Below are 14,450 nucleotides of genomic sequence, written 5' to 3'. Positions count from 1 at the left end.
GGGCCCCTCGTCCGTGCTCCTTCACGTCCCTCCGTGCACTCGACCCCTGCTGAGGAACCATGCGCTGTGTCATCGCCCGCTTCCCCTTCGATCTGTTCAAGAACGAGGTGGAGGACTCGATGAGGGGCATCAAGCCCGAGCCCGTCACCGGCGACGCGGTGGTCATCAGCCGACGGGTCTACCCCGTCAAGCAGGTGGGTGAGGTCATCACCCGGCAGGACCGCCGGGACTTCAGCTCCGCCGAGGTGGTCCGGGCGCTGTCCAGGCTCGGTTTCACCTGTCGTACCGCTGAGGCGGCCGTGCCCGCGCCTGCCCCCGCCCGCACCCCGCTGGAGACGGCCTCCGCGCTCCTGGGAACTCCGGCCGAGGTGCGGAGCGGGGCACCCGGAGCGGTCTCCGCGCCCCGGGCGGACGGGGTCTGAGCCCTGCTTTCCCGCCCCGCGACGCCGGCTTCCGGCGTCGCGGGGCGTGCGATGATCGCCGCCATGATGAGGAAGCTGACCGCGTTGGGCGTGACGGTGGTGGCGGCCGTACTGCCCGCCACCGCAGCGCACGCCGACGAGACGCACACCGACGCTCACAACGGCCCGCAGGTGGCCCTGATCGCGACGGGCCAGATCGACGATCCGCTGGAGGACGTGCTGGAGCACGTCGCGGTCCTCGGCCACAACATCATCGTGGACTGAACCTCCCGCCGGATCCCGGCCGTTCGGCGTCTCAGGACGCGCGGGCGGCCGGTGGCTTCTGCCGGGCCCACGCCATGCGCGGCTCCAGCAGCGGGCGCAGCAGCCACCGGACCGGCGGCGTGCAGAGCAGGGTGATCATGACGACCGCCCCCAGGGTGACGGCGACCGTGCCCATGGTGGTGTCGAAGAACGGGTCGTCGTAGAAGCCGCCGTACCGCAGGCCCCGGACGACGAAGCCGTGGAGCAGGTACCCGTACAGCGTGCACATGCCGAGCGTGGTCAGCCAGCTGCGGCCCTTGGGCACCCAGGAGAGGAAGCACGCGCCCAGCACGATCGCGGCGGCGAACAGCAGGAGCGTGGCGGTCGGGCCCGTCCACTCGGAGACGCTGAGCTCCTCGGTGCTGTTCTTGCGGAAGAACCACGAGGTCGAGGTCCGGGGCACCAGCCAGTACGCCAGCAGCATCCCCGCCACGAACACCGGGATCGAGACGATCCGCACCCAGGTGGAGCGGAGAGCCGCGAAGTGTTCCGGGCGCAGCCGCAGGCCGAGGACGTAGAACGGCAGGAACTGCAGGATGCGCTGGATCTGGAGGCTTCCGTCGGCGGCCGGCGACACCGTCGCCAGGGCGGCGATGGCGAGGGAGACCAGCACCGGGAAGCGCACGGTCTGCCAGAGCGGGGTGGACAGCCGCCAGAGGAACAGGGCGGGCAGGAACCACAGCAGCCAGTAGGGCTCCAGCAGCGAGAGGGCGAAGTCCGGGTCGCGGGTCGCCCGGTGGAACAGCGTGTAGAGGATTTCGAGCAGGACGTACGGCACCAGCAGGCTGGTGACCAGCTTCCACACCCGGTCCGGCCGCAGTTCGAAGTTCCGCGAGAAATAGCCCGCTATCAGGATGAACACGGGCATGTGGAAGGTGTAGACGAAGGTGTACGCGGCTTCCACGAGGCGGCCCGGGGGCAGGGGCTCCCACGCGTGCCCGATCGCCACCAGCACGATCGCCAGGTACTTCGCGTTGTCGAAGAAGTGGTCGCGGCCGGCGGGCGGCGGCGTTCCGGTCGCCGGGGCGCCGGCAGCGGCGGTGGGGCGCGGCTGCTCGGAGGTGAGGGGGGAAGGCATCCTGACACCCTAGAGCGCGGAAGCGTTCCCTCCGGGCTATGTGGTGTGCGTCACTCCCGCCCGGTGGGGGCGGGCGGCTCCGCGCCGCCCTCGGCGGACAGGTGCGGCAGGATCCGGTCCAGGGGGCCCGGGATCCACCAGGCGGCCCGGCCGAGCAGGGTCATCACGGCGGGGACCAGCAGCAGCCGTACGACGGTGGCGTCGATGAGCACGCTGGCGGCGAGCCCGAGCCCCAGCATCTTCACGACGATGTTGTCGCTGATGACGAAGGCGGCGAAGACGCTCACCATGATCAGGGCCGCGCAGGTGATGACCCGGGCGGTGATCTCCAGCGCGTGCGCCACGCTCGCGCGCGGGTCCCCGGTGCGCACCCACGCCTCGTGGATGCGGGAGAGCAGGAAGATCTCGTAGTCCATGCTCAGCCCGAAGACGATCGCGAACATCATCATCGGGACGTAGCTCTCGATCGGGACGTCGCCCGACACCCCCAGGGCCGGACCGCCCCAGCCCCACTGGAAGACGGCCACCACGACCCCGTACGAGGCCGCGATCGACAGGACGTTGAGCACGGCGGCCTTCACCGCGACGAGCAGCCCCCGGAAGACGGCCAGGATCACCAGGAACGCCAGGCCCACGACGACCGCGATGATCAGCGGCAGCCTGCTGGAGACGATGTCCAGGAAGTCGACCTGGGCGGCGGTCGTGCCGGTGACGTAGGTGCTCGCGTCGTAGCCGGAGACGGCCCGCGGCAGGACGTCGTCGGTGAGCCGGTTCGTCAGGGACGTCGTCCGCCCGTCCTGCGGCGCGGCCACCGAGTAGGCGGTGGCGGTCAGCACGTCCCCGTCCGAGGTGGCGGTGAGCGGGGTGATCACCTCCGCGTCCTGGACGCCCGTCAGCGCCTTCTGCGCCTGGTCGGCGAGGGCGGAGCGGTCGGACGAGGACACCTTGGTCTGGTCGATCACCAGGGTCAGCGGGCCGTTGGAGCCGGGGCCGAAGGCGCTCGACATCAGGTCGTAGGCGCGCCGGTCGGTGAACGACTTCGGGTCGGCGCCGTCGCCGATGTGGCCGAGCTGGATGAAGAGGAGGGGGAAGGACAGGACGGCCAGCACCACCACCCCGCCGGCCAGGAACCACCACGGCCGCCGCTCCACCCGCCGCGCGTACCGGTGCCAGCCGCCGGGCTTCGCGCCCTCGGGGGCCGGGACGGTCTCGGCGACCGGTCTCCTCACCCGCACGCGGTCGATACGGCGGCCGATCAGACCGAGGACCGCCGGTACGAGGGTGAGGGCGCCGAGCACCGCGGTGACGACGGTGACCGCCGCGGCCAGGCCGAGTTTGCCGATGAAGCCGATGCCGGAGACCCACAGCCCCGACAGCGCGATGATCACCGTGCAGCCGGAGAGCAGCACCGCGTGCCCGCTGGTGGCTGCGGCGTTCCCGGCGGCGGTCACCGGGTCCTGGCCGTCGACGAGGTTCTGCCGGTGCCGGGTGACCAGGAAGAGGGCGTAGTCGATGCCGACGCCGATGCCGATCATCGTGGCGAGCGTCGGGGAGACGGTCGCGAAGGTCGCGGCTGCGGCGAAGAGGCCGAGCAGGGCCAGCCCGCACAGGGCGCAGACCAGGGCGGTGACCAGCGGCAGCACGGCGGCCAGCAGGCTGCCGAAGCCGATCAGCAGGACCACGATCGCCACCCCGAAGCCGATCGCCTCGCTGGTGCGGTCGCTCGGCTCGGGCCGGGCCAGTTCGCCGAGCGACCCGCCGTACTCCACGGTCGCCCCGGCCGACCGCAGCGGCTGCACCGCCCGGTCGACGCCGTCCAGGTAGGACGGGTCGAAGGTGGAGGGCTGGGAGCTGAACCGGATGGTGATGTAGGCGGTCTTCCCGTCCGTGGAGAGCGGGCCGGTGTTCGGGTCGGGCGGCGGGGGCGGGGTGGAGCCGGACGGCGGGAGCGGGTTCTGCGCGGACAGCACGTCCGGGAGCTTCTGGAGGTCGGCGACGGCCGTGGCGACCTGGTCGGAGAGCGAGGTCAGCGGCTTGTCCGCGTCGTGCAGCACCACTTGGGCGTTGTAGCCGCCCGCCTGCGGCGCGTGCGCCTTCAGGACGTCGAGGCCCTCCTGGGACTGGGTGCCGGGCAGCGAGAAGTCGTCGGAGTAGTCGCCGCCGTACGCGTGCTGGAGGACCTGGAGCCCGGCGAGCGCTGCCACCCACAGGACGAGGACGGTCACGAAGTGCCGGGCGCACCATTCGCCGGTGCGGCGCAGCGCGCCCCGGCGGCGTGGGGTGGCCTTCCCGTCGGTGGGGGCCTGTGACGAGGGCATGCGGTGCCTGCTTCCTGCCCGCTCCGGCGCGGATCCCCGGCCGAGACGCTTCGGACTTCGCATTCAACGGCTTGGTCCGCCGCCCGGCACGCCGGTGCGGGGGAACGGGTGACGGCGGCGGCCGGGCGGCGCGACCCGGTTCGGCAAGGCTCCTTCCCCGACGGCCCGGACCCGGAAGGCGGCGACTTCCGGGTGGCCGGGGAGCGGCCCGCCCGGGACGCCCGCTGTCCGGACCGGGCCGCCGCCCCGGGGGTGTCATAACGGCTGATTCCTGGATGTTCCTTGCTATACACGAGCGATGGAGCACCCCGGGACCCTCGTCCTGATCATGGCCCTGGCGGTTCTCGCCCCGCTGCTCGGCTACGCGACCGGGCGGTGGCTGCCGGTCCCCGTCGTCATCTTCGAGATCGTCCTCGGAGTCCTGGCCGGGCCCGATGTGCTCGGCTGGGCCCACCACGACCAGGTCATCGACACCCTGTCCGACCTCGGGCTGTCGATGCTGATCTTCCTGGCGGGTTACGAGATCCGGTTCGCCGAGGTCCGCGGCGACACGTTGCGCCGGGCCGGCGGGGCGTGGGTCCTCTCGTTCGCCGTCGGGCTCGGCGTCGCGCTGCTGCTCAGCGGGGCGGACCTGGCGAAGAGTCTGGTCATCGGCACCGCGCTCACCAGTACGGCGCTGGGCGCGGTGCTGCCGATCCTGCGGGACTCGGGGCGGCTGGAGGGGCGGTTCGGTTCGGTGGTGATGGCGTTCGGGTCGGTCGGGGAGTTCGGGCCGATCATCGCGATGGCCCTGCTGTTCAGCGGCCGGAGCCCGGGGGCGGCGAGCGCGGTGCTGGCGGTGTTCGCGATCGTCACGGCGGGCGCGGTGTTCTGGGCGATGCGGCCCCGGCCGCCGTGGTTCGCCCGGATCATCGCCGTGACGCTGCACTCCAGCGGCCAGTTCGCGGTCCGCTTCGTGATGCTGCTGCTCGCCGGAATGCTGGGGCTCGCCCATGTCTTCGGCCTGGACACCCTGCTCGGCGCGTTCGCCGCGGGGATGCTGACCCGGCTCGTGCTCCAGGGAGCGGTGCCCGAGCGCAGCGACGCGATCCTGGAGCGGGTCGAGGCGATCGGCTTCGGCTTCCTCGTGCCGTTCTTCTACATCGTCACGGGCATCGACTTCGACCTCGCGGCACTCCTGGACGGCGGGCGCCCGCTGCTGCTCCTGCCGGTCTTCCTGCTGCTGTTCCTGCTGGTGCGCGGGGTTCCGGCGTATCTGCTGGCCCCGCGCGACCTGACCGGGCGCGCCCCGCGAGCCGCCCTCGGCCTCTTCTCGTCCACCTGTCTGCCGCTGGTGGTCGCGATCACCGCGATCGGCCTGGACGAGAAGGTGATCGGGGCGGGCGAGGCCGCCGCTCTGGTCGCCGCCGCGATGGTGTCGGTCCTGGTCTTCCCGCTGCTGGCGTTCCGGCTGCTGCGCCGGGAGGAAGACGGCGGGGGCGGGGCCGTGCCGGGCCGGACGGCGGAGACCGGCGAGGCCTGGTGAGACCCTAGGGGCTGTCCTCGGTCGGTACGCACAGGACCGGGATCGAGGACATGTGCAGCAGCTTGTGGGGGGTCGAGCCGAGCAGGGCCCCGCGCATCGGGCTCTCGCCCCAGGTGCCGACCACGATGACCCGGGCCCCGTGCCGTTCGGCGGCCTCCAGGAGGGCCTGCGCGGGGCTCTCGTCCAGCACCTCCACGCTCGCCGGTACGCCCGCCTCCTCGGCGGCGGTGAGGGCGTGCTCCAGGCCGGTGCGGCCGGCCTGCCGGATCGCTTCGTAGTGGCTGCGGTACTCCGCCCCGTCGCGCAGCCCGGGGGCGGCGGCCCCGTAGACGAGCACCAGCTCCTCCCCGTACGCCGCCGCCACCTCGATGGCGATGCGCAGGGCACGGGCCGCGCCGGGGGACTCGTCGTAGCCGAGGACGACCGACATCTCAGCGTTCCTTCCGGGTGGTGGCGCGCACCAGGTCCGGGTCCGCGACCCCCGGCCGCTCCTGCCAGAACACCGCGTCCCGCAGCCGCCACACCACCATGAGGACCACCCCGACGAGGGAGATCACGATGCCGATGACGAGGGGCGGGCCGAGGCCGAACCAGGAGGTGCCGCTGTAGGAGTTGGCCGGGTCGGACATGTCGATGACCGAGCGCACCAGCAGCCAGGTCAGCAGTCCCGCCCCGACCACCGGGCCGAGGCCGATGAGCAGGAAGTTGCGCACGCTCTCGGTGAGGTGGCGCCGGTAGTAGACGGCGCAGGCCACCCCGGTGAGCGCGTAGTAGAAGGCGATCAGCAGGGACAGCGCGGTGAGCGAGTCGAAGAGGGCGTTGGCGGAGATCTGGTTGACCACCACGTACCAGGCGATGGCGATCCCGGCGACCCACCAGGTACTGACGTCCGGGGTGCGGAACCGGGGGCTGATGTGCCCGAAGTGCCGCGGCAGCGCCTGGCGGCGGGCCATGGACAGGGCGGTCCGGGACGCCGGGATGATCGTGGTCTGCGTCGAGGCGATCGCGGAGGTGGCGACGGCCAGCAGCAGGATCCAGTCCCAGCCGCCGAGCACGTCCCCGGCGAGCTGGGCGAAGATGAACTCCTCCTCGCCCGCGTTCTCCGCCAGGAACGCCGTCCCCGCGAAGGCGACGACCGCGATGGCGACCGACAGATAGGTCACCAGGAGCACCACGGTGGACCAGAGGCCCGCCCGGCCCGGTGCGCTCGCCGAGTTCTCCGTCTCCTCGGTGAGGTTGACCGCGGACTCCCAGCCCCAGTAGATGAACACCCCGAGCAGCAGCCCGCCGGTCAGCGCCGCCCCGCCCGCGCCGAACGGGTTGAGCCAGCTCCCGGAGGGCTCGACGGAGTCGAAGCCGGTGGTGCCCGCGTACACCCGGTAGAGCGCCACCACGACGAAGACCAGCAGGAACGCGATCTGGAGGAGGATCAGCACGTTCTGCACCTTGGCGGACAGCTCGGTGCCGATCACGCAGAGGCCGGTCATCACGATGATCAGCAGCACGGTGAGCAGCTGGCGTACGAAGTCGTTCTCGACCCAGCCGTCCAGGCCCACCGCCAGCAGGGTGAAGCTCACCGCCACGTCGGCCAGTGAGCCCACCACCAGGACACCGGTCATGGTGATCGCCCAGCCGCCGAGCCAGCCGGCCCAGGGGCCCATCGCCCGGGTCACCCAGGAGAACGTCGTACCGCAGTCCTGGTCGACCTTGTTCAGGTAGTAGAACGCCGAGGCGATCAGCAGCATCGGCACGAACGAGGCGAACATGACGCCCGGGGCGTAGATCCCCACCAGGGCGACGATCGGGCCGATCACGGCGGCCAGCGAGTACGCGGGAGAGGTCGCGTTGAGACCGATGACAAGGGCGTCGACGAACCCGATCGCGTTCGGCCTGAGGCCGACCGCCGGTTCCTCCCGCACATGGTCGTGGGCCATGGTTCCTCGCTCCGCCGGGCACCCCCGCCGGGAGCGGGCGATCATCCGGATCTCATCGTAGGGAGACCCGGCGACACCCGCATTCCGGACGGAACGCCCCCGCCGGTGACCCGTCACCCGAACGGCCCGCTCCTCTGCGAAGCCGGAGGCCGGAGCGCAGGGTGGAGTGCATGTGGTCCCGCCGACTCGTCCTGGGCGCTCTGGTCCTGCCCCTGGCCCTCCTGGTGTTCGGGGACGGCCCGGCCCTCCGCGTGCCGGGGGCCGAACTGGCCTCCGGTCCCCGCCCGCCGCGCGGTCTGCCGCAGCCGGCCGTCGTCAGCCGCCGGGAATGGCACGCGGACGAGCAACTGGTCCGGGAGGGGCCGCACTACACGGGCGCGGCCCGGGCGGTCTTCGTCCACCACACCGGCAACCCCAACGACTACGACTGCGCGGACGCCCCCGACCTGATCCGGGCGGTCCAGCGCGACCACGTCCGGCAGGACGGCTGGGACGACATCGGCTACAACTTCCTCGTCGACCGCTGCGGCACCATCTACGAGGGTCGCGCCGGCGGGGTCGGCCGCTCGGTGCTCGGAGCCCACACCAAGGGGTTCAACGCCGACACGGTCGGCATCGCGGCGATCGGGGACTTCGGCCCGGGCGCCGAGGTCCCGAAGCCGATGATGGACGCGCTGGTGAAGCTGGCCGCCTGGAAACTGCGGCCCGGGGCGGACCCGCTGGGCACGGTCGAGCTGGTCTCGACGAACGACGAGAGCCGTTTCGACGAGGGCCAGGTGGCCCGGCTGCACGTCATCTCCGGGCACCGCGACAGCTTCGAGACCGGCTGCCCCGGGGATGTGCTCTACGGACTGCTGCCCGAGCTGCGGGAGCGGGTGGCCAAGACCCGCGCCGCCGCCCCCGGCCACTCGGCCGCGGCCCGGCTGCGCCCGTACGTCTGACGCGCCCGCACGTCCCGGGCTCCCGCTCCGGAGGGCTACCGGGCGACGAACTGCGTGAGTATCGCCTGCACCTCGTAGATGTCGACGCCCTTGGTGAACGTCTTCTGGAGCGGGGTCTGGCTGCCCGAGATCCAGATCTTCAGCTCCGCGTCGAGGTCGAACGTCCCGGCGGTCTCCACGGCGAAGTGCGTGATGCTGCGGTACGGCACGGAGTGGTACTCCGTCTTCTTGCCGGTGATGCCCTGCTTGTCGACGAGGATGAGGCGCCGGTCCGTGAACAGGATCGTGTCGCGGATCAGCAGGAACGCGGCGTGCACCTGCTCGCCCTGTCCGAGCAGCCGTGCGTAGTCCTGCTGGGCGGTGGCCGGGTTGATCGTGTGGGCGTTGCCGAACAGTGCCATGGGGTCCCCGTTTCTCCGTCTTCTCCGTGGTGTCGTACGGGAGTACGTGTGCCGTGGGGGTTCTGGTTCCCGGACCCGGCCGGCCGACACCTCCCGGCCGCCGTCGCGCCTACAGCGGGACGGCGGTCGCCTCGGTGGCCTTCACGCTGGTCCAGACGGTGCTCCCGTCGGCGATGCCCAGGTCGGCGGCGGCCCCCGGAGTGATCTCCGCGACCAGGTCCGGGGCCTCGGCGGAGGTGATGAGCAGCCGTAGCCGGCTGCCGGCCGAGGTGATCTCCCGGACGGTGCCGGGCCAGACGTTGCGCGGGGAGCCGGTGGGCCTCTCCCGGTGTACGGAGACGGCTTCCGGCGCGATGACCGCGAGGGCGTCCGTGCCCGCCGGGAGCGGTTCGGCGACCACGAGGTGGCCGCCGCCGGCCAGGGCCAGGCCGTCGGCGGTGGCGGTGCCGGGCCAGGCGTTGCGGCCCAGCATCCTGGCCACCCACGGCGAGCGCGGGTGGCGGGTGACCTCGGCGGGCGGCTCGTCCTGGAGGACCCGGCCGTCCTCCAGCACCAGGACCCGGTCGGCCAGCGAGACCGCTTCGACCGGGTCGTGGGTGACGATCAGGCAGACCCCGCCGAACTCCGCGAGGTGGCGGCGCAGGGTGTGCCGCACCCGGGCCCGGGTGGTCTGGTCGAGGGCGGCGAGCGGTTCGTCCAGCAGCAGGAGGCGCGGGCGGGCCGCCAGCGCGCGGGCCAGGGCGACCCGTTGGGCCTGGCCGCCGGAGAGCTGGGCGGGCTTGCGGTGGGCGAGGTGGCCCACCCCGAGGCGGTCCAGCCAGTCCTGGGCCGCGCGGCGGGCCGCGGCGCGGGGCTCGCCGTGGGCGCGGAGCCCGTACGCCGTGTTGGCCAGGGCGCTCAGGTGCGGGAAGAGGGCGCCGTCCTGGGGCACCCAGGCGACGCCCCGGCGGTGCGGGGGGAGGGCGGTGACGTCGTCGTCGCCGAGGCGGAGAGCGGCGTGGGCGCGGGGGGTGAGGCCGAGCAGGGCCCGCAGGAGCGTCGTCTTGCCCGCGCCGTTGGGGCCGACCACCGCGATGGTGGTGCCGGGGCCGGCGTCCAGGGTGAGGCGGGTGAAGCCGGTGACGTCGGCGTGCAGCGGCCAGGGCTCCGGCGCGGACGCGCGTGGGAGGGCCGGTTCGGGGAGGGGGGCCGTGGCGGCCGGGTCCTCGGGGCGCACGTCCGCCGCCCGGCTCGCGGGGTCCCGGTGGTCGCCCGGGGTGCCGGTCCAGCGGCCCCGCAGCGCGATCAGGACGATCATGGCGATGGCCAGGAGCAGCAGCGACACCGAGGTGGCGGCCTCCGGCGAGTCCTGGAGCAGCAGGTAGACCTGGAGCGGCAGGGTCTGCGTGGTGCCGGGGAGGTTCCCCGCGAAGGTGATGGTCGCGCCGAACTCGCCGAGCGCCCGCGCCCAGGTCAGGGCGGCCCCGGCGATCAGCCCGGGGGCGACCATCGGCAGCGTCACGGTGAGGAACACCCGGACCGGGGAGGCCCCGAGGGAGGCCGCGGTCTCCTCGTACCGGGGGCGCAGCCCGCCGAGCGCGCCCTCCAGGGAGATGACCAGGAACGGCATCGCGACGAACGTGGCCGCGAGCACGGCCCCCGAGGTGTGGAAGGGGAGCGTGACGCCGAAGGTGTCCTCCAGCCAGGGGCCGAGCAGCCCGCGCCGCCCGAACGCCAGCAGGAGGGCGACGCCGCCGACCGTGGGCGGCAGCACCATCGGCAGCAGCACCAGCGAGCGGACGAAGGCCTTGCCGCGGAACGGCACCCGGGCCAGCAGCCAGGCCAGCGGCACCCCGAGCAGCAGGGAGAGCCCGAGCGCCCACAGGGAGACCAGCAGCGAGAGCCGCAGCGCCTCGGTGGTGGCCGCGGCGGTGAGGTGGGCGCCGAGCTCGCCCCAGGAGGTGCGGACGAGGATCCCGGCGAGCGGCAGCATCAGGAACGCCACGGCCAGCAGGGCGGGCACCGTCAGCAGCAGGGGCGCGCGGGCCCCCGCGGTGCGGCGGCCGGGACGTCTCATCGGGAACCTCGTCGGGCTCGGAGTGCGGTGCGGTACCCGGCAGGCCCGTCGGACGGGACGGTCTGCCGGGTGGTTCGGGTCTGCCGGGCGGGGTGTGTCACGGACGCCGGCGGGGTGCGGTCACGGCTGCTGGAAGCCCGCGGCCCGGAGGATCTGCTGCGCGGCGGGTGTGGAGAGCCAGGCGACGAACGCGTCGGCGGCCTCGCCGTTCTTCGACGTCTTCAGCGTGGCGGCCGGGTACGAGGCGATGGCGTTCTCCGCGTCCGGGATGTCGATCGCGTCGACCTTGTCGGTGGCGGTCGCGGCGTCGGTCTTGTAGACGAGCCCGGCGTCCGCCTCGCCGAGCGAGACCTTGGACAGGACCGCGCGCACGTTGGGCTCCTGGGAGACCGGCTTCACCTCGATCTTCCGGGCGTCGAGGATCTGTGCGCTGTAGCGGCCCACCGGCACCTCGGGGGCGGCCAGGACGACCTTCAGCTTCGGGTCGGCCAGGTCCTTCAGGCTCCCGACCTTCTCCGGGTTGCCCTCGCCGGTGGCGATGACGAGGCGGTTTTTGGCGATGACGGTCGGCTTCCCGGTGTCGCCCGAGAGGCCGTCCATCGTCTTGGTGTCGGCGGTGACCAGGGCGTCGGCGGGGGCGCCCTGCTTGACCTGGGCGGCCAGTTCCTGGGAGCCGGCGAAGGAGAACGTCACCTTCGTGCCGGGGTTCTCCTTCTCGTACGCGGCCCCCGCCGCCTTGAAGACGTCGGTGAGGGAGGAGGCGGCCAGCACGGTCAGGTCGGCCTTCGGGGCGCCCTTCGTGGCCGCCGGGCCGGGGCCCTCGCTCTTGTCCCCGGTCGAGCCGGAACCGTCGCCGCAGGCGGCGAGCGGGATCAGGAGGGCGGTGGTCAGGACGGCGGCGGCCGCACGGCGGGGAGTGATCGCGCGGCGGTGGTTGATCAGCGGGGACATGAGGGTCGGGCTCCTTGGATTCTCGTCGTCGGCCGGTCTCAGACGCGGTCGATGTGCACGCTGGTCGACTTCACCCGGGCGGTCGCCTGCATGCCGACCTCCAGCCCCAGCTCCTCCACCGCTTCCCGGGTCAGGAGCGAGACGAGCCGGTGCGGACCGGCCTGGATCTCGACCTGGGCCGCGACGTCGCCGAGTTTCACCGCGGTGACGATGCCCGGGAACGCGTTGCGGGCCGAGGTGTACACGGCCTCGTCCTCGCCGCCCGCGCCCTGGCCGACCTCGATCGAGAAGGCGGCCAGCGCGCGGCCGTCGATCAGACGGCGGCCGGCCTCGTCGCGATGGGTCGCGACCCGGCCGGCGTCGGCCCAGCGGCGGGCGGTGTCGGGGCTGACCCCGAGAAGTCGAGCTGCCTGACCGATTGTGTAGGACTGCATGTGCGACACGCTAGGCCATTTGGGCTGGCATTTACCATTCTCTGGACGATGATCCATCGCAGGTGCGAGAGGTGTCGGAGGAACGTACGGGCCGGGGAGCGCGGCGAGCGTACGGGCGGCGCGTACGCCGTGCATCGCCCCGCCGGGCGCGCGTTCGCGGGCCGCGCCGGTTCTCCGGTCGCGGCCCGCGCCGTGTGAGGGCCCGTGTCAGGTCGCCGGACTCGTGGCCGGCATCTCGCCCTCGGTGGTGGTCACGTCGATCACGGTGAACGAGGCGCCCTGCGGGTCGCTCAGCGCCGCGAACCGGCCGAACGGGCTGTCCACCGGCCCGTACCGCAGCACCCCGCCGCGCTCGGTCGCCTTCGCCACGGCGGCGTCGCAGTCCGGCACGGCGAAATACACGTTCAGGTACGAGGGCACCTCCGGCGGGAAGTCGTCGCCCATCGCCATCCGGCCCAGGACCGTCTTCCCCCGGACGTCGAACATGGAGAAGTCCATCGTCTCGTCGTCGAACTTCCGCAGGGTGTAGGGGAAGACCGACGGGTAGAACGTGTCCACCTTCTCCGGGTCCCGGGTGAAGACCTCGCCCCAGCAGTACCCGCCGGGAGCGCCCATCTCCGTCTCGAACCCCTCGTGGCTGCCGGCCTGCCAGATGCCGAAGACCGCGCCCCCGGGGTCGCGGGCCAGGGCCATCGTGCCGAATTCACCGACCTTCATCGGCTCCATCAGCACCTCGCCGCCGCTCGCGCGGACCTTCGCCGCGGTGGCCGCCGCGTCGGGCGAGGCGAGGTAGAGGCACCACGCCGACTGGCCCTCCGCGCCCGGCATCGGCGGGACGACGGCGGCGGCGGCCTTCCCGTCCGCGTACGCCTGCGTGTAGTCGCCGAACTCCGACGCGCTGCCGCCGAACGTCCAGCCGAGCACGTCACCGTAGAAGCTCTTGGCACCCTCGACGTCGGCGAACATCGCGTCCGCCCAGCACGGAGTGCCCTCGGGTTGTACAGCCATGGTGCCGGTCCTTCCCTGGAGTCCCTGCCTTCGGCCCCACCCGTGCGGGCCCCCGCCCGCACCGGCAACGCTAGTCAGCCGGGGGCCGGTCCGCGCGTTGGGCCGGTTATGTACTAGTGCATGGAAAATGCGTGCTAGTACGAAAGCGGTCGTGGGTTAGGATCGGTCCGTGTCCGCACTTCCTCCTCGGCCCGTGACGCTGACCGGGCAGCACGTCGAACTGGTCCCGCTGACCTTCGATCACCTCGACGACCTCTTCGCCGCGGGCGGCGGGGACGAGGAGGTGTGGCGCTGGCAGGGCGGCCCGGCGCCGCGGACCCGCGAGGAGCTGCGCGAGCGCATGGAGGGCGTGCTCGGCAACGCGAAGTACGTGCCGTTCGCCGTCGTCCACCGCGCGAGCGGGCGGGCCGTCGGCTGGACCACGTATCTCGACGTGGCGGTGGCGGACGAGCGCCTGGAGATCGGCTGGACCTGGTACGGCCGGGCGTACTGGCGCTCGGCGGTGAACACCGAGACCAAGCTCCTGCTGCTGACGCACGCCTTCGAGGAGCTGGGCATGGGGCGCGTCCAGCTGAAGACCGACCACCGCAACGAGCGCTCCCAGGCGGCCATCGCCCGGCTCGGGGCCCGCCGCGAGGGTGTCCTGCGCAGGCACCGGCGGCGGCCGGACGGGAGCTGGCGGGACAGCGTCTACTTCTCGCTGCTGGCCGACGAGTGGCCCGCGGCGAAGGCGCGGCTCACCGAACGCCTGGCCACCGGCTGAGAAGGGCGGGCGAGAGGAGCCGGACGGGGTGTCCCCGCCGGCCCGGGGGCTCCCGTGTCACCCCCGGGCCCGGTGCCGGGCGGGCCGCCCGGGGGCGGCGTAGTCCGCGCAGTCGGGGTTCGCGCAGGGACCCGCGCGCCACACGGGGACGAAGATCCCGAGGGACTTGTGGCGGTGGATCTCGGAGGGGACGGGCTGTTTGCAGGTCGGGCACATGAAAGCGGCCCGCTGCCGGGTATCACGCTCTTTGCTTGCCATTTATTCACGATAGGCAGGGCGGGATATTTTGGGAAGTCTTTCCCTCCGCATGACCGGG

The 14,450-nt window shown here is 72.7% G+C and carries 15 protein-coding genes; 5 read left to right on the top strand and 10 right to left on the bottom strand.

The window, feature by feature from the left end:
• The first annotated feature begins 59 nt into the window (after positions 1 to 59).
• Positions 60 to 422 (top strand): SCO5918 family protein, encoded by a 363-nt coding sequence (locus DTB53_RS14520; protein ID WP_003967651.1) that lies wholly within the window; start codon positions 60 to 62, stop codon positions 420 to 422.
• Positions 423 to 485: 63 nt separating this feature from the next.
• On the top strand, positions 486 to 686 hold the full coding sequence (locus DTB53_RS14515; protein ID WP_234345296.1) for a hypothetical protein: 201 nt from the start codon (positions 486 to 488) through the stop codon (positions 684 to 686).
• A gap of 31 nt (positions 687 to 717) precedes the next feature.
• Here the strand turns inward: DTB53_RS14515 and DTB53_RS14510 are convergent, their stop codons facing one another.
• Positions 718 to 1,803: an acyltransferase family protein gene (locus DTB53_RS14510; protein ID WP_003967648.1), complete on the bottom strand. Its 1,086-nt coding sequence runs from the start codon at positions 1,801 to 1,803 to the stop codon at positions 718 to 720.
• Positions 1,804 to 1,853: 50 nt separating this feature from the next.
• A complete protein-coding gene (locus DTB53_RS14505) occupies positions 1,854 to 4,121 on the bottom strand; it encodes an MMPL family transporter (RefSeq protein ID WP_012379947.1) in 2,268 nt (755 codons plus the stop codon).
• Between the two features lie 298 nt (positions 4,122 to 4,419).
• Between DTB53_RS14505 and DTB53_RS14500 the strand changes: the two genes are divergently transcribed.
• Complete coding sequence (locus tag DTB53_RS14500; protein ID WP_003967646.1) at positions 4,420 to 5,646, top strand: cation:proton antiporter; 1,227 nt, start codon at positions 4,420 to 4,422, stop codon at positions 5,644 to 5,646.
• A 4-nt stretch (positions 5,647 to 5,650) separates the two neighbouring features.
• On the opposite strand, the gene DTB53_RS14495 is transcribed toward DTB53_RS14500, so the two are convergent.
• Both DTB53_RS14495 and DTB53_RS14490 read right to left on the bottom strand, forming a co-directional pair.
• Positions 5,651 to 6,076, bottom strand: coding sequence for a universal stress protein (locus DTB53_RS14495; protein WP_012379946.1), 426 nt, complete (start codon positions 6,074 to 6,076; stop codon positions 5,651 to 5,653).
• 1 nt (position 6,077) lies between these two features.
• Positions 6,078 to 7,580 carry an APC family permease gene (locus tag DTB53_RS14490; protein ID WP_042496665.1) on the bottom strand — a complete coding sequence of 501 codons (1,503 nt, stop codon included), beginning with the start codon at positions 7,578 to 7,580 and terminating at the stop codon, positions 6,078 to 6,080.
• A gap of 170 nt (positions 7,581 to 7,750) precedes the next feature.
• Here DTB53_RS14490 and DTB53_RS14485 point away from each other — a divergent pair, with 170 nt between their 5' ends.
• A complete protein-coding gene (locus tag DTB53_RS14485) occupies positions 7,751 to 8,521 on the top strand; it encodes a peptidoglycan recognition protein family protein (protein ID WP_042496662.1) in 771 nt (256 codons plus the stop codon).
• A gap of 35 nt (positions 8,522 to 8,556) precedes the next feature.
• Here DTB53_RS14485 and DTB53_RS14480 read toward each other — a convergent pair whose 3' ends face one another.
• The 5 genes from DTB53_RS14480 to DTB53_RS14460 form a co-directional block, all read right to left on the bottom strand.
• On the bottom strand, positions 8,557 to 8,922 hold the full coding sequence (locus tag DTB53_RS14480) for a PH domain-containing protein (protein ID WP_003967642.1): 366 nt from the start codon (positions 8,920 to 8,922) through the stop codon (positions 8,557 to 8,559).
• Between the two features lie 109 nt (positions 8,923 to 9,031).
• A complete protein-coding gene (locus DTB53_RS14475) occupies positions 9,032 to 10,978 on the bottom strand; it encodes an ABC transporter permease (RefSeq protein ID WP_012379943.1) in 1,947 nt (648 codons plus the stop codon).
• A 120-nt stretch (positions 10,979 to 11,098) separates the two neighbouring features.
• Entirely contained in the window at positions 11,099 to 11,929 is an 831-nt protein-coding gene (gene modA, locus DTB53_RS14470) for a molybdate ABC transporter substrate-binding protein (protein WP_069455836.1), read from the bottom strand.
• Between the two features lie 38 nt (positions 11,930 to 11,967).
• Positions 11,968 to 12,363 (bottom strand): TOBE domain-containing protein, encoded by a 396-nt coding sequence (locus DTB53_RS14465; protein WP_003967638.1) that lies wholly within the window; start codon positions 12,361 to 12,363, stop codon positions 11,968 to 11,970.
• 207 nt (positions 12,364 to 12,570) lie between these two features.
• Entirely contained in the window at positions 12,571 to 13,371 is an 801-nt protein-coding gene (locus tag DTB53_RS14460; protein WP_012379941.1) for a VOC family protein, read from the bottom strand.
• 169 nt (positions 13,372 to 13,540) lie between these two features.
• Between DTB53_RS14460 and DTB53_RS14455 the strand changes: the two genes are divergently transcribed.
• Positions 13,541 to 14,134, top strand: coding sequence for a GNAT family N-acetyltransferase (locus DTB53_RS14455; protein ID WP_012379940.1), 594 nt, complete (start codon positions 13,541 to 13,543; stop codon positions 14,132 to 14,134).
• A gap of 57 nt (positions 14,135 to 14,191) precedes the next feature.
• Here DTB53_RS14455 and DTB53_RS36690 read toward each other — a convergent pair whose 3' ends face one another.
• Positions 14,192 to 14,392 carry a hypothetical protein gene (locus DTB53_RS36690; protein WP_012379939.1) on the bottom strand — a complete coding sequence of 67 codons (201 nt, stop codon included), beginning with the start codon at positions 14,390 to 14,392 and terminating at the stop codon, positions 14,192 to 14,194.
• Between the last annotated feature and the right edge of the window lie 58 nt (positions 14,393 to 14,450).

This window comes from Streptomyces griseus, from assembly GCF_900460065.1.
GTDB classification, from domain to species: domain Bacteria; phylum Actinomycetota; class Actinomycetes; order Streptomycetales; family Streptomycetaceae; genus Streptomyces; species Streptomyces griseus.
This window is presented reverse-complemented; position numbering and strand designations above follow the sequence as displayed.